The organism is Flavobacterium subsaxonicum WB 4.1-42 = DSM 21790 (genome assembly GCF_000422725.1).
GTDB classification, from domain to species: Bacteria; Bacteroidota; Bacteroidia; order Flavobacteriales; family Flavobacteriaceae; genus Flavobacterium; species Flavobacterium subsaxonicum.
Genome location: NZ_KE383909.1, coordinates 848,747 through 866,835 on the forward strand (window position 1 = coordinate 848,747; position 18,089 = coordinate 866,835).

The 18,089-nt window shown below is 42.2% G+C and carries 17 protein-coding genes; 3 read left to right on the forward strand and 14 right to left on the reverse strand.

Going from position 1 to position 18,089, the window contains the following annotated elements; all coding sequences use genetic code 11:
• The first annotated feature begins 58 nt into the window (after window positions 1–58).
• Together G509_RS0114195 and G509_RS0114200 are read left to right on the forward strand one after the other, a co-directional pair.
• On the forward strand, window positions 59–2,635 hold the full coding sequence (locus tag G509_RS0114195; protein ID WP_026992137.1) for a phosphoenolpyruvate carboxylase: 2,577 nt from the start codon (window positions 59–61) through the stop codon (window positions 2,633–2,635).
• 3 nt (window positions 2,636–2,638) lie between these two features.
• Window positions 2,639–3,160: a DinB family protein gene (locus G509_RS0114200; RefSeq protein WP_026992138.1), complete on the forward strand. Its 522-nt coding sequence runs from the start codon at window positions 2,639–2,641 to the stop codon at window positions 3,158–3,160.
• Between the two features lie 86 nt (window positions 3,161–3,246).
• Here G509_RS0114200 and G509_RS0114205 read toward each other — a convergent pair whose 3' ends face one another.
• The 5 genes from G509_RS0114205 to aroB form a co-directional block, all read right to left on the reverse strand.
• Window positions 3,247–3,708, reverse strand: a complete 462-nt coding sequence (locus G509_RS0114205; protein WP_026992139.1) for a hypothetical protein — start codon at window positions 3,706–3,708, stop codon at window positions 3,247–3,249.
• An 89-nt stretch (window positions 3,709–3,797) separates the two neighbouring features.
• A complete protein-coding gene (locus tag G509_RS0114210) occupies window positions 3,798–4,211 on the reverse strand; it encodes a hypothetical protein (RefSeq protein ID WP_026992140.1) in 414 nt (137 codons plus the stop codon).
• Between the two features lie 7 nt (window positions 4,212–4,218).
• The gene (locus tag G509_RS0114215; protein WP_026992141.1) at window positions 4,219–5,190 is read right to left on the reverse strand and encodes a deoxyhypusine synthase family protein; all 972 of its coding nucleotides are present in this window, start codon (window positions 5,188–5,190) and stop codon (window positions 4,219–4,221) included.
• Window positions 5,191–5,235: 45 nt separating this feature from the next.
• Complete coding sequence (locus G509_RS0114220; protein WP_026992142.1) at window positions 5,236–6,654, reverse strand: arginine decarboxylase; 1,419 nt, start codon at window positions 6,652–6,654, stop codon at window positions 5,236–5,238.
• A gap of 292 nt (window positions 6,655–6,946) precedes the next feature.
• Entirely contained in the window at window positions 6,947–8,014 is a 1,068-nt protein-coding gene (gene aroB, locus G509_RS0114225) for a 3-dehydroquinate synthase (RefSeq protein WP_026992143.1), read from the reverse strand.
• A 90-nt stretch (window positions 8,015–8,104) separates the two neighbouring features.
• Here aroB and G509_RS0114230 point away from each other — a divergent pair, with 90 nt between their 5' ends.
• A complete protein-coding gene (locus G509_RS0114230) occupies window positions 8,105–9,277 on the forward strand; it encodes a proline dehydrogenase family protein (protein WP_026992144.1) in 1,173 nt (390 codons plus the stop codon).
• Between the two features lie 50 nt (window positions 9,278–9,327).
• Here the strand turns inward: G509_RS0114230 and G509_RS0114235 are convergent, their stop codons facing one another.
• From G509_RS0114235 to G509_RS0114275, 9 genes are all read right to left on the reverse strand, one after another.
• Window positions 9,328–9,951, reverse strand: a complete 624-nt coding sequence (locus G509_RS0114235; protein ID WP_026992145.1) for a class I SAM-dependent methyltransferase — start codon at window positions 9,949–9,951, stop codon at window positions 9,328–9,330.
• Window positions 9,952–9,954: 3 nt separating this feature from the next.
• Entirely contained in the window at window positions 9,955–10,866 is a 912-nt protein-coding gene (locus tag G509_RS0114240) for a UbiA prenyltransferase family protein (RefSeq protein ID WP_026992146.1), read from the reverse strand.
• A 47-nt stretch (window positions 10,867–10,913) separates the two neighbouring features.
• A complete protein-coding gene (locus tag G509_RS0114245; protein WP_026992147.1) occupies window positions 10,914–11,984 on the reverse strand; it encodes a tyrosine-protein phosphatase in 1,071 nt (356 codons plus the stop codon).
• Between the two features lie 71 nt (window positions 11,985–12,055).
• Window positions 12,056–12,808 carry a maleate cis-trans isomerase family protein gene (locus G509_RS0114250; RefSeq protein WP_026992148.1) on the reverse strand — a complete coding sequence of 251 codons (753 nt, stop codon included), beginning with the start codon at window positions 12,806–12,808 and terminating at the stop codon, window positions 12,056–12,058.
• Window positions 12,809–12,893: 85 nt separating this feature from the next.
• Window positions 12,894–13,817 carry a fumarylacetoacetate hydrolase family protein gene (locus G509_RS0114255; protein WP_026992149.1) on the reverse strand — a complete coding sequence of 308 codons (924 nt, stop codon included), beginning with the start codon at window positions 13,815–13,817 and terminating at the stop codon, window positions 12,894–12,896.
• Window positions 13,818–13,842: 25 nt separating this feature from the next.
• Window positions 13,843–14,946, reverse strand: a complete 1,104-nt coding sequence (locus tag G509_RS0114260; protein WP_035738989.1) for a cupin domain-containing protein — start codon at window positions 14,944–14,946, stop codon at window positions 13,843–13,845.
• A 17-nt stretch (window positions 14,947–14,963) separates the two neighbouring features.
• Window positions 14,964–15,950: a carbon-nitrogen hydrolase family protein gene (locus tag G509_RS0114265; RefSeq protein WP_026992151.1), complete on the reverse strand. Its 987-nt coding sequence runs from the start codon at window positions 15,948–15,950 to the stop codon at window positions 14,964–14,966.
• 86 nt (window positions 15,951–16,036) lie between these two features.
• A complete protein-coding gene (locus G509_RS22950; RefSeq protein ID WP_051200236.1) occupies window positions 16,037–16,459 on the reverse strand; it encodes an acyl-CoA thioesterase in 423 nt (140 codons plus the stop codon).
• A complete protein-coding gene (locus tag G509_RS0114275; protein ID WP_026992152.1) occupies window positions 16,459–18,075 on the reverse strand; it encodes an AMP-binding protein in 1,617 nt (538 codons plus the stop codon). The genes G509_RS22950 and G509_RS0114275 overlap by 1 nt, the downstream gene beginning before the upstream one ends.
• Window positions 18,076–18,089: the final 14 nt, after the last annotated feature.

An 18,089-nucleotide genomic window follows, 5' to 3' on the forward strand; every position in this document is an offset into this window, starting at 1 on the left:
GACCCTCATGATAGCTTCATGGGGGTTTTTTTATTAAATTCATCAAAAATTTTAACGCATGTATCCTGCCACCAGAATAGAACGCTTTTACGAAGATGTTCAGCTTAAATACCAACTCTTTAACAGCATTTTTATTACCCTGCCTTTCAGGGCTATAGATAATACGGGCGTATTACTACCTTTATTTTCTGAAATTTGCGACGAGGGTTTTAAAAATAATAAGAGTCCGGAACAGATTTTTAACGAATTTGCCGATAAATACCTTCAGGACGTATCCGAAGAAGATAAGATAAGCCTTATGTTTCGCTTTATACAGTATGTAGAGCGCCAGGTAGTGCTTTTTGATGCTATAGAAGATGCTGCTTTTTCTACCCTTAATAACCTCGAGGGCAGCGGGTCGCTTAGAGAGAGCCGCGAGCGTGCTGAGAACCAGGGCCAGATGCAGGAACTAAGGGAGTTTTTGGAGGACTTTAGTGTTCGCCCGGTGCTTACCGCACACCCAACACAATTTTATCCGGGATCGGTACTCGGTATAATAACCGACCTTACCGAGGCCATTAAACGCAACAGCCTTGGCGAGATTAAAACGTTGCTGGCGCAGCTGGGCAAAACACCTTTTATTAAAAAGGAGAAGCCTACGCCATTTGACGAAGCTGTAAGCCTGGTGTGGTACCTTGAAAATGTATTTTATAAAGCTGCGGGCGATATATCATCGTACCTGCAGGACTCTATATATAAGGGGGAAGATTTGCCGCACCCGGTAATGTCTTTCGGCTTCTGGCCGGGTGGCGACCGCGATGGTAATCCGTTTGTAACTACAGAGATTACCCTTAACGTAGCCGACAGGCTGAGAACGTCTGTCCTAAAATGCTATTATTTAGATATAAGGAATCTTAAGCGCAAGCTTACGTTTAATAGCGTACAGGATAAAATTGCCGATTTGGAGGATAAGCTATACCGATCGGTATTTTATTCTAAAGGCGAAATTTTTATAACGCTGGACGAACTTAAAGATGCTCTGGCCGAGATCAAGAAGTTTATTATAGATAATCACCAGTCGCTTTACTTAGACGAAATTGATTGCTTTATCAATAAGGTCAATTTATTTGGTTTCCACTTTGCATCGTTAGATATTAGGCAGAACAGCAAGATACATAACGCTGTTTTTGCCGATGTGCTGCAATATCTCGAAAAAGACAACAAACACGTTGCCGATTACGAGAAACTCGACGAGAAGGCAAAATTAGAGGCTTTAGCTAAGATTAAGGCCACTATTAAACCCGAAGATTTTACCGAAGAGAATACGCGCGGTACTTTAGAGTCTATTTTAGCCATAAAAACCATTCAGGAAAAAAATGGCGAAAAAGGCTGTAACCGCTACATCATCAGTAATAACGAAAGTGCGCTAAATGTACTGGAGCTGCTGTCGATGTTCGACTTTTTAGGGTTTAAATCGCCTAACGTAGATATTGTGCCGCTTTTTGAAACGGTTGACGACCTTGAAGATGCAGGGCAGGTGATGAAATTGCTGTATGAAAACGAAAAATATGCCGCGCACCTAAAAAGCAGGGGCAACCGCCAGACTATAATGCTGGGCTTTAGCGATGGAACTAAAGATGGTGGCTACCTGATGGCCAACTGGAGTATTTATAAAGCTAAAGAAAACCTAACGCTTATGGCGCGCGAGCACGATGTAAAAGTGGTGTTTTTTGATGGCCGTGGCGGCCCGCCGGCACGTGGTGGTGGCAAAACCCATAAATTTTATGCGTCGCTTGGGCCAACTATAGAAAATAACGAAATACAGATAACAATACAGGGGCAAACTATCAGCTCTAATTTTGGAACGCTGGATGCGTGCCGTTATAACCTCGAAAACCTTATTAGCGCCGGTATTACCAACGGTGTTTTCAACAAAAATGATAAGGCTTTTAGTAACGAAGAGCGCGCCCTGTTTAACCACATGGCCAAACTTAGCTACGAAAAATACATGGCCTTTAAGGCGCACCCGCAGTTTTTGCCTTACCTGGAAAAAGTAAGTACGCTTAATTATTATGCTAAGACCAACATTGGAAGCCGACCTTCTAAGAGAAATAAAGGGTCTGAGCTTGATTTTAACGACTTAAGGGCGATACCTTTTGTTGGTTCATGGAGCCAGATGAAGATGAATGTTCCCGGGTTTTTTGGACTTGGGCACGCATTAAGCCATTACGAAAAAGAGGGCAGGTGGCAGGAAGTGCAGAATTTGTACCACGATTCACTTTTCTTCAGGACACTCTTGGAAAACAGTATGATGGCATTAACCAAATCGTTTTTCCCGCTAACGGCTTACCTAAAAGACGACCCTGAATTTGGGCCTTTCTGGGAAATTATTTACAATGAGTTTTTGGAAACAAAACGCCTGTTGTTAAAAATTTCGGGTTATGATGTTTTGATGGAAAACTATCCTGATGGCCGTGCATCTATTAAAATGCGCGAACATATTGTGCTGCCGTTGCTAACCATTCAGCAATATGCGCTGAATGCTATAAGGCAAATGAAAAATGGCAAGCGCGACGATAAGTTGCAGGAGGTTTACGAAAAAATTGTTACCCGCTCATTATTTGGTAATATTAACGCAAGCCGTAACTCGGCATAAATTATGAGGATAACCGATATACAACCCGATGAATATGCTGAGTACCAACAGGCATATATATCTTTGGTAGATGATGCCTGGAGCCTTATCGAAGAGCTTGAGGTAAGTGTGCATGCTTTTATAAAGTTTGTGCAGGATATACCTATGGATAAGTACGATTACCGCTACGCCAAAGGCAAGTGGACAATTAAAGACATCATTCAGCATTTAATAGATACCGAGCGTATATTTGCTTACAGGGCTTTGCGCTTTGCGCGGAACGACAGCACCGCATTGGCCGGTTTTGAAGAAAACGCTTATGCCGCAGTCGCACACGGCGCCGACCGTAAGTTGCAGGACATGCTGGTTGAACTGGCTTTAGTACGCCAGTGTACCATTGCCTTGTTTAAATCGTTTACTGAGGAAGACCTTTTAAGAAGGGGAGTGGCTTCTGGCTATACTTTATCAGTAAGGGCGGTGGGCTTTATAATTATTGGCCACCAAAACCACCACATGAAGATTTTTAAAGAGCGGTATTTAGAATAAGGATATTTTTTTAGCCATGAATTTCACCAATTATCACAAATCTTAAATTAGTGAAATTGGTGTAATTCGTGGCTAATTATTTTAAACTATAGGCAGTCTACTTTATTAAGTACCTGTTCTGATGTTGCATTTTTATCTTTGTACATCCATACACCATCTTTACCCTCGGTCATTTCTCCAAATTTCACTTTGGCCTGCCCGCCATCTAAGGTAAAAATCAGTTCTTCTTTATTGCTGGTACCTTCCGCTGAAGCGCTGCCAATAGCAGTAACGGTATTGTCGTTAAGCACACCTTTAAATTCGGTTATTTTTTTGTCTTTTTCTGCCGGCAGCCATTTAAAAGTACCGCTAACGCTGTCGCCTTTTTTGGTAACGTTTAGTACAATACTGTCTTTAGATATTACACTTAGATAGCAGGTTTGTTCTTCTGGTGTGGCAGTTGCGGGAGCTTCAGCTTCAACGGTAGTTTCTTCCACTACTTTTTCTTCTTTTTTCTGGCAGCTAAAAAGCAATAATCCGGCAGCCAGGAGCATAATTTTATTTTTCATCTTGTTTGTTTTTTATAAAATTACACTTTTACGCATAAAAAAAGAACCCTGTTAAGAGTTCTTTAGTAGTATAAATATTTTGAAAAACGTTAGTCTTCGTCCTCATCTTCATCCTCGTCATCGGCAATGTCGCGGCTACGGCGGCGGCTTACGCCATCCTCGTCTTCATCGTCGTCGTCATCCGGATCTGTTTCAATAACTTCGGCTGCAGGCTCGTCATCCTCATCATCTTCGATTTCAAGCTCTTTTAATGCATCCATATCGTCTGCAGGCTCGTCTATATCATCATCGTCAAAATTCTCGATCCTGTCGGCTAATTTGGTGCTTACTTTCACCAGGTAAATAGTATCCTCGGTTTTAACTTCAACCGCCTCAATTGTTTCGTTCTTAGCGTTTTTAAAACGGATGATGTGCGAATCATCATATCCATCCGGAAACCTCTCAACCAAAAGGGTCAGGATCTCGTTAGTCAGTTTAGCGTAATCAACAATAACTCTTTTCATAAGTCAATTATAAATCTAATAAGTAAGCAAATATAAGCGGTGCAACGATAGTTGCATCAGATTCTATAATAAATTTTGGTGTATTTATGTCTAATTTACCCCAGGTTATCTTCTCGTTAGGCACGGCACCCGAATAAGAGCCGTAACTTGTTGTAGAATCTGAGATCTGACAGAAATAGCTCCAGAATGGCACATCGTGCATTTCCATATCCTGGTACAACATTGGCACCACACAAATAGGGAAATCGCCTGCTATACCACCACCAATCTGGAAGAAACCAACACCATTACTGCTGTTTTTAGGATACCAGTCGGCCAGGTACGCCATGTACTCGATACCCGATTTCATGGTAGACGCCTTAAGCTCGCCTTTAATTACATAGGATGCAAAAATGTTACCCATGGTGCTGTCTTCCCATCCCGGTACAATAATAGGCAGGTTGGCTTCGGCAGCGGCATACATCCAGCTGTCTTTAAGGTCTATTTCGTAATATTCTTCTAAAACACCGCTTAGCAGCATTTTGTACATAAATTCGTGCGGAAAGTAACGCTCGCCTTTATCATCGGCATCTTTCCATATTTTGTAAATATGCTTTTGAAGGCGACGGAAAGCTTCATGCTCCGGGATACATGTATCGGTAACACGGTTAAGGCCACGCTCCAGCAAATCCCACTCCTGTTGCGGTGTAAGGTCGCGGTAGTTAGGTACCCTTTCGTAATGAGAATGCGCTACAAGGTTCATAATATCTTCCTCAAGGTTCGCGCCGGTACAAGATATAATCTGTACTTTATCTTTGCGAATCATCTCGGCAAAAATTTTACCCAGCTCAGCGGTACTCATGGCACCGGCAAGGGTAACCATCATTTTGGCACCGTCCTGCAATTGCTTTTCATAAGCCTTTGCAGCATCTACAAGCGCCGCCGCATTAAAATGCAGGTAGTACTTTTCGATAAACTGGCTAATTGGTCCTTTATTCATCTTAATTCCTTTTTGTGGTGTAATATTCGTTTTTCTTCTTTCTTCTTATTTCGTTTCAACCTTATCCTCGGCATACCCTAAAATCCTAAGTACGTCTTCGGCTTTTTGCTGCTCAGAGAAAACCTCTGTGGCAAGAAAACCATTCTCGTCGCGGTCTATAAGTATGTGCTTAGGCTGCGGTATAAGGCAGTGGTGCAGGCCACCGTAGCCACCAATGGTTTCCTGGTAGGCGCCCGTGTTAAAGAACCCAATATACAAAGGCTTATCGCGGTTGTATTTAGGCAGGTAAATGGCATTTAAGTTTTGCTCAGAGTTGTAATAATCGTCGCTGTCGCACGTCATTCCGCCCAAAAGCACACGCTCGTACTGGTCGTTCCAGCGGTTAATGGCAAGCATAATAAAACGCTTGTTTATGGCCCATGTATCGGGTAGGGTAGTAATGAAAGACGAGTCGATCATGTTCCATTTTTCCCTGTCGTTCTGTTGTTTTTGGTAAAGCACCTGGTAAATGGCACCGGCACTTTCGCCCACGGTAAACGACCCGAATTCGGTAAAAATGTTAGGTACATCTACCTCGGCTTCGTCGCACGCAATTTTTATCTGGTTGGTAATTTCGTCTATCATGTACTGATAGTCGTATTCAAAAGCAAGCGAGTTCTTGATAGGGAAACCGCCGCCAATGTTAAGGCTGTCTAACGATGGGCATTCTTTTTTAAGGTTAACATACACCTTTAAACATTTAGAAAGCTCGTTCCAGTAGTAAGACGTATCCCTTATCCCGGTATTGATAAAAAAGTGAAGCATTTTTAGCTCTACATTTTTATTTTCGTGTATTTGCTTGCGGTAAAATGGTAGTATGTTTTTGTAGCCAATGCCAAGGCGCGAGGTATAAAACTCAAACTTAGGCTCTTCCTCAGCCGCAATACGTATACCAATTTTAAACTTACCGTTTATTTGCTCCTGCAACAGGTCAAGCTCTTCGTAGTTGTCAATGATCGGAATAGTTTGCTTGTGGCCGTTATTCATTAGCCTTGCAATGTTTGTAATGTACTGGTCTCTTTTAAAACCGTTGCAAATTACATAGGTATTCTTGTTTATTTTGCCTGATTCTAACAGCTTCTCGACAATATTAACATCGAAAGCAGCCGAAGTTTCAATATGGATATTGTTTTTAAAAGCCTCATTCATTATATATTCAAAGTGAGAGCTTTTGGTGCAGTAGCAATAGTAGTATTTACCATCGTACTTGTTTTTTTCCATCGCATTCCTAAACCAGCTTTTCGCTTTGCGGATGTTAGAAGAGATTTGAGGAAGGTACGTAAACTTAAGTGGCGTACCGTACTGCTCTACCAGTTTCATCAAATCGATGTTGTGGAACTGCAGTGTGTTATCTTTACTAAGTGTAAACTCTTCCTGCGGAAAGTAAAACGTTTGGTTTATTAGGTCGAAATATTTTGTGTTCATTTTATAAGTTTGAGTAAGCAATTAAAAAAATAAGAAATATCCTAAGTTATATTGCATTTCAAACCCTTAAAGTGGCATACCGTATCTGCAGCTTTTCGCGGCAGTTATTGCCTGTATATAATGCCTCTGCGGCATGTATGTTCCTCAAACACAATGCAGGCAGTAATATTGAGGCCAATGCCTCATATTTTCTAACCATCCCAAAGAGGGAAAACATGTCTTGTGTTAATTTCATCAGGGCAAATGTAAAAATAAATAGTTCGTATTTAAAAACAAATGTCTTAAAAAAATGTTAGTTTTGATAGTCTTCAAACGCTTTGATAATCAGGGAGTTTTCTACAAGTTTATCAATTACTGCGCTACCAATGGTTTCCAGCAGCACAAATTGCACCTTTCCGGACTCATTTTTTTTATCGTGAATTAACAATTCTATGATGGCTGTAATATCATCTGCCGTAAATTCTACCTTCGGGAAAATAGAAAGCACCACCTCTTTAATTTCGATATACTCGCCTTCGGTTAATAATTTATATGCTGCCGAAAAATAGGCTTCCAGTATCATGCCTACCGCAATGGCTTCGCCGTGCAGCAGCGTGGTTTTATTGGGGTTTTCAAGAAAATACGACTCTACCGCATGCCCTATAGTATGACCAAAGTTAAGTATCTTGCGCAAGTTTTTCTCGGTAGGGTCCTGCATAACCACCTCGTTTTTTAATTGAACCGACCGGTGAATTAAAGCATCTAAATCGGTTGTAGATAAATCATTTAGGTCTAAAAAACTATTCCAGTAACCGGCATCGGCAATAAGGCCGTGCTTAAGCATTTCGGCAAGGCCAGAGCGCATTTCTTCGGCAGGCAGGGTTTCTAAAAACTGGCTGTCTACCAAAACGGCAATGGGGTTGTTTATAACGCCCACCTGGTTTTTAAGTGCACCAAGATCTACACCCGTTTTACCCCCAACCGATGCATCTACCATGGCCAGTAAAGAGGTAGGCACATTAATAAAATCCATACCACGCTTAAAGGTAGAGGCAGCAAAACCCCCAAGGTCTGTAACCACGCCGCCGCCTACATTAATAACAAGGCTTTTGCGGTCTGCACCAAGATCGGTCAGCGCATGCCACACCTGCACGCAGGTTTCTATGGTTTTGTTAACCTCGCCGGCATCAAACTCTATAATTTCCATAGGTATCTCTGTAGCCACCATTGATAAAAAAGTGGGCAGGCAGTGCTGCGATGTGTTTTCATCGCTCAATATAAATATGGTGCTGTATGCCCCCGGCTGTAGTAATTGCTGCAGGTATGTGTAGCAATCATCGTTAAAATAGATGTTGTAGCCGGTGCTTTGTATGTGCTGCATGGTATAAGTATTAAAGAAAAAGCAAAATAAAGTATTTTATGCCATTAATACTTGCACAGTTTTTATATTTGCACAAATTTTTTTAAAACAATGGAAAAGATTTTCGATAACACGGCCGATGCCTTTGTGCTTAAAAGCGACACCCAGCTGGACAGGGCTTATTTTTTGTTTAAAATGATAGCCTCTGAGCCTTTGGTTCGTATTGGTACCGCAGTTACTAATTTTGCCCTTAAGGCGCACCTGCCTGTAGAGGGGCTTATTCGCGCTACGGTGTTTGACCATTTTTGTGGTGGCACTACCGAAGAAGATTGCCTGCCGGTGGTAGACAAGATGTTTACCAAAGGGGTATCATCGGTTTTGGATTATTCTGTTGAAGCTAAGGAGGATGAGTCTGAATTTGATAAGGCGTTAGAGAAAACCTTAAAGACCATTACGTTTGCTAAAGAAATTAAGGCCATACCTTTTGCGGTTTTTAAGCCTACCGGTTTTGGAAGGTTTGAGCTGCTGCAAAAAATAGGCGAGGGCAAGGCGTTTACTATTGAGGAGGCTGCGGAGTGGAAACGTGTTACCGACCGCTTTGAAACGGTTTGTAAAGCGGCTTATGATAATGATGTGGCCCTGCTTATTGATGCCGAGGAAAGCTGGATGCAGGATGCCGCCGATGACCTGGTTGCCGAAATGATGGCTAAATACAACAAACAAAGGGCTATTGTTTTTAATACCCTGCAAATGTACCGTTGGGACAGGCTGGATTATCTTAAAAAACTGCACGAAAGGGCTAAACAGGAAGGCTTTTTTATTGGTATGAAGATTGTTCGCGGTGCTTATATGGAAAAGGAGAACAAGCGTGCTGCCGAAATGGGCTATGTATCGCCAATTTGCATTTCTAAAGAGGCTACCGATATTAATTATAACGATGCTATAGATTATATGGCAGAGCATATAGACAGTATGGCTATTTTTGCCGGCACCCATAACGAAGACAGCTCGTACAGGCTTATTAAACTTATGGAGCAAAAAGGCATTGCTAAAAACGACCAAAGGGTTTGGTTTGGCCAGCTGTATGGCATGAGCGATAATATTAGCTTTAACCTGGCCGCACATGGCTACAATGTGGCTAAATACCTGCCGTTTGGCCCCGTACGCGATGTTATGCCGTACCTTATAAGGCGCGCCGAAGAAAACACATCGGTTGCAGGGCAAACCAGCCGTGAGCTTAATTTGCTTTCTGCCGAACGTAAAAGGCGTAAACTGGAAGAGTAATCTTGACCGATAGAGATATTAGAATTCCGCCTGCAAATGGGGCGGAATTTTTATTTTTGATACACCGTGGCTTCAATAAAAGTACCGTAGTAAAATTGGTGCTGTATTTTTTTATAGTGGTATTTTTTAAAATACGGTGCCATATTAACAAGCTTGTTGGTTTGTATAATTTTTAAGGTGGTAAAAAATTTATAGGTCAATTTTAAGAGGGCACGTTTCCACCACGAATTTTTTCCGTCTGTATTAAAATCGGTAAAAAACCAAAGTCCGTCATTTTTTAAAATTGAGTGCAATTTTTGAAAAACCACATCGGCAATTTGCTCTGTAAAATTATCGAACAGAAAAGGGGTGAAAATAGCGTGAAAACGAAATCCGAAAGTGAAATATTGAACACTTTTTGTATGAAACTCGATAGTGTTTTGTCCGAAATTTCTGGTTTTGGAAATGGCCGTCATTTTAGCCGAAGCCTCCACATAAACAATGTGCAAACCTGTGGGATGTACTTTTGCAATTTCCTCCAAAATCCATCCTGTACCGCCCCCTACAATTAGTATGGTGCTGCCAGTAGGTAGGTGCTTAAGTTGCTGTACCTGAGCATTTACCTGCGATTTAAAAAATACAAGCCGACTTAAAAAGTCGTAATGGCGGGCAATTTTATCGTACTGGTTTTCCATTGGTTACGTTACAAAGGCGGCGCCAACTATGCCGCAAATGGCTTTAATTAAGACAATTCCGTCGATAATAACCAGATAGTACAGTATATTTTGGCGTTTACGCATAGAATAGGCCGCTAACAGGGTTAAAATGAAGGGTATAGCATTCATAATCATGGTATAAGGCCCAAAGCCTTTATACAGAGCGAATATAATAAACGAGATGCCGCCCGCTATTAGCAATGGAAACAAAATATAGAAGATGGTACGCCGTAAGCCCAACCTAACTACCACAGTTTGAAGGTGTTTATTGGCATCGGTAGGGTAGTCTTTTATGTCGAATATGATGGCATTAACGGTACAGAACATCCAGTTCTTTACAAACAGCCATGTCCAGAACACTGAATCGTGGTAGCTAACGCCGGTTTCTATCTTTAACATAATCAGCGGCAGCACATTAGCACAGCATGCCCACACAAACCCAATGATAAAGGCCTTTAGCCAACCGGTATTGCGAAGGTTAAACCTGATGAACGATTTGGGTAGCAGGCCATAATACAAAGCCCCTGCAAGCACAATAATGGCTATAGCGAGCCAATACAATGCAGGTAAGCGTAAAAAGTTGCTGTAGTTCAGGTAGATAAGCCTCGTCGCTAACAGTATACAGACGGTAAAAAGCACTGCCTGGCTTTTGGTTATAAAGCTTTTATTATTGTAATACCACTGATTACGAGGGTTATTGCCCGATGGTTTGGTTACGGCCTTATTGTAGGCGTAGGTGTAATAAATAGTCGGTGCCAAAAACAGCAACAGGTAATAATTAACCGAATTAAACGGCAGTTTTTGCTGTATGGTAGCTTCCAGCGAAAGCGCAACAGCAAGTAAACCAACAAAGTAGTTGCCGAAAAATATAAATCGGAGGATTTTTTTACCCATCAAAATTTAGCTATGATACCAACAAATTTACTCAATATTGCGGCATTTTAGTAAGTAAGCTTCTTAATTATAAGTGCCCGCTGCACATCATCTATGCCTAACTGATTTTGTATAAACAGGTCTATACCACCGTATTTGGCATCAATTTCTGTAAAGGCAGCATTAAGGTAACGTTCATCTACACTCATAAAGTTCTGAATAGCTTGTAGTTCGATGCGCGTTTTAACCAATTTGGCTATTTTTACTTTGCTTATAATTTTTTCAAGCTTTGCCCTGCGGTAATAGTTAGAGAGCAGGTATTCCTGGGTAATAGTCTCTCTGTCAACCTTTAAAATAGACAGCAGCAGTGCAGTAACAACACCGGTGCGGTCTTTACCGGCAGAACAATGGTACAGCACGGCATCGTTAGAATCTACAATTTGGTGAATTAGCTTTTTAAGTGATGGTATATTGTCTGAAATGACACTCCGGTACAGGTCGAGCATTAAGTTAAGTGACTGTTCGTCTGATACTTCGCCATTTATAACCCTTGCCCGCATTTTAGAAAGCAGGTCTTCGTTATCTTCAAGGGTTGGGAAGTGAATGTACTCGGTAGCTGTTGGCAGGTTATCCTCCTTACCTTTTATTTCGTGGTTTGTACGCAGGTCGAATACTGTTTTGATATTCAGGTCATTAAATTTAGAAAATTCAGATGCCTTTAGGTTCGACAGGTTATCAGACCTGAAAATTTTACCCCACTTAACCGTCTTACCCTCAGTAGTTTTAAGGCCGCCAATATCCCTAAAGTTAACAACCTCTTTAAAATAGATGTGCCTGTTTGCTACCGTAAGGGTATCGGTACCTGAGGTTATTGTAAAATAAGGACGGTGTAATTGTTTGGCAAGTAGGGCAGTATTGCCATAGCCATCAGCCGTTGGCTGCCATGTAATAGCATCTGGAACCAACTGTATATGTACTTGTGCATCAGTTGTATTAGCATTGAAATACAGGCTATAGTTGTTCTTGCTGTTCTCTACATAATTTTCTTCGGTAAGCGATTTTTTATAAAAACTCTGCGGCAGGTTTGCACCGCAGGATGTTAGCACCGCAAAAGCGGCCAGAAGTAGTAAACATTTCATAAGCTAAAGATAGTAATAATACAAAAACCTCCCTAAAATAAGGAGGTTTCGGTTATAAAATTACGTTACTGCTAATATTTACCGCTTAGTAACGCACCACCTATAGGCACTTTGGTATCGAGTCCTAATTTCTTAAGCATCTCATAAGTAGTGCAAACCGCCGCCGATGTTACCGGAATGCCAATCTCTCTCTCAATAGCGTCAATAGCCTCAAGCGAAGGCATTTGCACACAGGCAGATACCACCAAAACATCGGCACCTTCTAAATTAAGGCGTTTGTAAATATCCAGCAGGTTCATAGGGTTTTGTGCGGCAACTTCCAGGTTATCAGGAATTTCCAACGCAATATAATCTACAACCTCAAACCCCTGGTGCTGAATGTAATCTACCACCATTTCGGTTAATGGTTTCATATAAGGGGTAATAACCGCTACCTTTTTAGCGCCCAATACTTTAAGTCCGTTTATAAGCGCACCGGCACTGGTAACAATTGGTGTAGGATACCCGTTCTGGACCGTTTCATCGTGCAGGTTGGTTTCCGATACACAATGATAGCCCCGTCCCATGCTCATTATGGCAACAAGGCAGGCGTAGCCCATAACATCTACCTGTGCATCAGATAGTTCCTGCGCACATTTAAGGCTCATGGCATCCATAGCTTCGAGCTCTTCTTTGGTAACTTTTTTCATTCGCATACGGCTCGAATGAAAAGTAAAACGTTCTGGTGCAATGGTTTCACGAGAACGCAGCAACGCCGGAATCTCAGTTTCCATCGTTACGTTAGAACTGGGCACAATTTGCCCAATACGGTAAGTTTTCTTCATATATGATAAATTCCAATTTCCAAATCACAATAACAAACCTTGTAGCAGCTCTGTGTTTGGAATTTATAATTTGTTATTTGATGCTTTAATTATTTAATGTTTCCGAATCTACAATGGTATTCCTCAGTGTACCAATACCTTCTACAGTGGCTTCTACCACATCGCCCGGCCACATAAATTCCTGTGGGCTGCGGCCTGCGCCAACACCGGCGGGGGTACCAGTAGCTATAATGTCGCCCACATCAAGGGTAAAAACAGTGCTTAGATCGTGTATCAGGTCGTTTATGTTAAAAAGCATGAATTTAGTATTCGAATTCTGCTTCTCGACACCATTTACTTTAAGCGAAAGATTTAGGTTATGCGGATCTGGAATATCATGCGTTGTAACCAATACCGGGCCCATAGGGGCAAACGTATCCTGCCCTTTAGAAACAATCCATTGCCCGGCACGGCGGCAGTCGCGCGCACTAATGTCATTAATTACAGTGTAGCCATACACATAATCCATGGCGTTTTCTTTGGGTACGTTTTTACCTCTTTTACCAATAATAACAGCAAGTTCTACTTCATAATCAAGCTGCTGGGTTATTTTTTGATTATGAATGATATCTGCCTCTGTACCAATAACTGCCGAAGGTGGCTTTGAAAAAATTACGGGTTGCTGTGGCAAATCTTTAGAAGTATCGAGCGTTCTGGCCGATTCGGCTACGTGTTCTGTATAGTTAAGGCCAATACCAAAAATATTCTTACATGGTCTCGGTATCGGGGCCAGTAGCGTAGCATTGGCAAGGGGTATAGAGCATTCTTCCAATTGCTCAGCAGTTGCCGTATTTATCAGGTTAATGGCATGATTAATACCGTCGATACCTAAATCTATAAAATCCAGCATGTTATCGGGCAGTTGGCTGTCTTTAATCTGCCCCAGTTTCTCGGCATCGATAATCATATTTTCTTCTACAAAGCCAAGGCGTGCAGCGGTATGATTTATTTTATAAGTAACTAATTTCATGTATGTTAAATAGTTTGTTGTTGGTTTATTTAATTTGCTGATAGCCGTCCGGATGTACTTTTTCCTGATACAATCCAAGCGATGTAATTACCGGCAGATCGTTAAACGAGAAAAGGCATGCATCCTCGGTATCGCTTAGGTTTACATGCTCGTGGTACGCCCATGACGGTACGCAGAAAATATCGCGCTCTTTCCAGTCGAAACGCTGGCCATCTATAATAGAGTAGCCTTTGCCCTTGGCACACTGGTACACAAAAGAACCTGTATGCTTATGGGCTTTAGTATGCTGTCCCGGCCTTAGCAGCTGCATGCTGGCACCCATAGTTTGCATTACATGGCCACCTGTAAGCGGGTTGGTGTAATGCATAAGCACACCATCATATTCTGACCCTTCGTTAACTTTTGCAGCCTCCAAAAGGGCAGGGTATACCTGTTTCCATGAATATTTAAAGAGAGGCGAGTAGGGTTTATTCCATTCGTTATCAGCGGGAATCAGTCCAGCACCACTATAACTTAGCGGAGAGTGGTTCAGTGGTTTTATTAAAGGTTGCTTGCCATCGTAAACTGCATAATCGTTAGCTTCCAAAGCATTTACAAGGGGTATATCCAACCCGTCCTGCCATATACAGGTTTTACCGCCTTCTTCTACACCGTGCTCGTGCCAGGTGCTGTTTGGGGTAATAACAAAATCGTTAACCTCCAGCATTATCTTGTTGCCATCTACTACAGTATAACCCAGTTCGCCCTCCATAATAAAGCGCAGGGCAGAAGCGCGGTGCCTGTGGGCAGATGTGCTCTCGCCCGGGCGGGTAACCTGTATGCCGGTGTATAGCCAGCCCACGGCAGCACTAACATCGCGGCGTTTATCGTTAACAAGATAAACAACGCGCCTGCCGGCCTGCTCGGGTGTAACAAGGTCTGACGATTTTAGTACTAAACCACGCAGGTCTTCGTACCTCCAGAGCATGGGCACCGATGACGACCGGGGTTCCCAGGGCTCAATGTCGTTGGCTACGGTCCATAAAGCGCCTGCACCAAGGTCTTTTAACTCTTTATAGTAAGCTTCCAGTTCTGGAGTGTCCTGAACGCGGGCACGGCCCAGAACGCTGTCATCATGTTTTGTATCCATAATTGTGGCTATATATTTTAAAGTTTAGCAGCAAAATCATCACTGCCATCTGTAAACGTTATATTTTTTCTGGGCGATGTATTAACCCTCAGATCAAAAATATCAAAGCGATTGTAATGCCCTAATATATCGTGCATTTGCTTGGGCTGTATGCATTTAGCAAGGTCGATATCGGCATACACTATACCTTCATCATCAATAAGCGGTTCGCCTATTACAGCTCCGTTAGGACCAATAATTCCTGAAAAGGCGCTGTTTTTGCGTGTAAGCAGCTCTTCGGCATTAGGCACGTCTTCTTTCATAATATCAATAATTTCTTTAGTGATAGTAGAACACGACACTATGGTAAACAGCTTACCCTCAAACGAATGTGCTGCTGCCCTTATCTTAATAGCCTCTGCCATATTATAATCGGGTGGGGCAACGGGCAGGGAGATATAGTTGGCAATGTGAATCAGTTCTCCCTGAGAGAGTAACGTAAAACGCGCCAGTGTGTTAGTATTTTCGCCACAGGCTAAGGTACCTATCGGGCCAACCTCTGTATTATATACTTTTAGCGATGAGCCATCACCACCTGTCCAGGTTAACTTTTCGGCCCAGGTAGGCACTAATTTACGGTGCTTACCTATCAGGTTGCCCTTATTATCTATAATTAGGTTGGTGTTGTACAACTCGCCAAAACTCTGTCCGCGCTCGTTAACGCCTATAACTATATGGCAATTGTTTTCGCGGGCTGCCTGGCAGATTTTTTCGGTTTCAGGGCCGGGAACGGTAATCGAATTGCGATACAATTTTTCGTACCACGGGCTACCCTGTACGGGTGTCATAATCCAGTTCCAGTAGGGGTAACCGGCAATAAAAACCTCCGGGAAAGCCACTAAAGATGCGCCATTTGTAGCTGCTTCGGCAATTATAGCGCAGGCCTTATCTACCGTGGCGTCTACATTTAAAAATACCGGCGATGCTTGTACTGCTGCCGCTTTAAATTTTGGTAAATCCAACATAGTTAGTTATTTAATGGATCGATTTTTAAATGTACCAATGGAAAGCCTGAGTGGGTAATTAGTACATTAAAAAATTGTTTATATTGTTATATTACATACTTCTCTAAAATAGTCCGCATTGCAGGCGGAAAGGCACTTGCCTTAATTTCCTTTCTGTCGTTTAAAAAATCAACGCGAACCAGTGTTACTTCGCCTTCTAGGCAAACAGAACCGTCAGGGTATTCGAATTTAAATCCGCAAACCATCGATGCGCTACCAAGAGTGTTAATCCACAGGTATTTGGTAAGCTCATCGCCCAGGCGTGCCGCTTTTTTAAATTGTATTTTAAGGTCTACCGTGGGTATACCGCCGGTTTCGTGCAGGTTTTTAAACGGCATGTTCAGTGCTTCTTCATAAAAATCTTCTACCAGGCAGTTAAGCATTTCCAAAAAACGGGGATAGAAAACTATACCCGCATAGTCTACATGCTGAAAACGTACTTTTTCTTTTTTTATAAATGCATTCTCCATTAGGCTTGTACTATATTTTTTAATTTAAAACGTTGAATTTTACCTGTTTCTGTTTTTGGAAGGGCATCAAGGTATTTAATTTCGCGAGGGTATTTATAAGGTGCTGCCACCTCTTTAAACCAATCCTGAAGCGATTTGGTAAACTCCGGACAGGCTTTGTTTTTATCTTTTAATACCAGGTACGCGCACACCAGCATGCCACGGTTTTCATCAGGCAGGCCTACAACAGCGCACTCGGCAACATCAGTATGGGTCAGTAACACGCTCTCCACCTCAATAGCGGCAATATTATAGCCCGATGAAATTATCATATCATCACCACGCGCCACAAACCAAAAGTAGCCATCAGCATCCCTGCGAAAAATATCTCCGGTAATATTCCAGCCTTGCTGTACGTATTCTTTCTGTTTGTCTTTGCTGTTTAGGTATTTGCAGCCAGTAATGCCCCGAACGGCCAGCCTGCCTGCGGTGCCATCGGGTACTTCGTTGCCTTTTTTATCTACAATTTTTGCTTCGTAGCCACGTATTGGCAAACCGGTGGCACCTTTACGCATATTATCTTCGGTAGACGAAATAAATATATGAAGTATTTCGGTCGACCCGATGCCGTCAATTATCTTTAAGCCAGTGGCTTCGTACCAGTCTTCCCAGACCTTTACAGGAAGGGTTTCTCCGGCTGAAATGCATTTGCGAAGGGAGGATATATCAAACTCATTTACTTTAGTTGTAAGCACCCGCCATGCTGTAGGGGCTGTAAAGCATATACTTATCTTGTATTCTTCAATTGCCTTAAGCAACAGTTCCGGTGATGGTTTTTCGATCAGGAAAGTGGATGCCCCGTAGTAAAATGGGAACAGCACCATACCGCCTAAACCGAAGGTAAAACCGAGTGGCGGACTGCCTGTAAATACATCGTTAGGTGTTGGCTGCAAAGAATATTTTGGGAACGCCTCACATATCAATAAAATATCTTTATGATAGTGTGCTGTCATTTTAGGCTTACCGGTTGTACCCGATGTAAACCCTATAATAGCAATTGAATTGGCAAGAGTATGATAATTTTTAAACACTTTTGGCTTGTTGCCCATTAACGTTTCCAATTTAGATACTCCTGATCCTGATCCATCATAAGTTATAACGTGCTTAAGGTAAGGCGACGTAACCAATAGCATTTCTTCTTCGAGCCTGTAATCGCAAAAAACATGCGATATTTGGGCGCTTTCTATCATTACGGTCAATTCTTTTTCACGAAGCAGGGGCATGGTAGCCACAACAATACCTCCGGCCTTTAAAATGCCGAACCAACATGCTACATACATAGGGTTGTTGGCCGAGCGGATAAGCACCCTGTTGCCGGGCACAAAATCTAAATTTTCCACTAAAGTGTGGGCTATTTGGTTGGCTTTTTGGTAAAGGTCGTTAAACGTCCAGGTTTCGGTAAATGTCCTGATAGCAACACTGTCGCCGCGACCTTCTTTAATATGGTCGTCCAACAATTTATCTACACAATTAAGCGCGCCATCAAACTCAAAATCAGGATGCCCCGTAAAGCATTCAGCCTGTAAAGACGGATGTGGTAAATGGTCGTGTGCAAAATTATCGTCGTAATGTTTCATTGCCCTAATGCGTA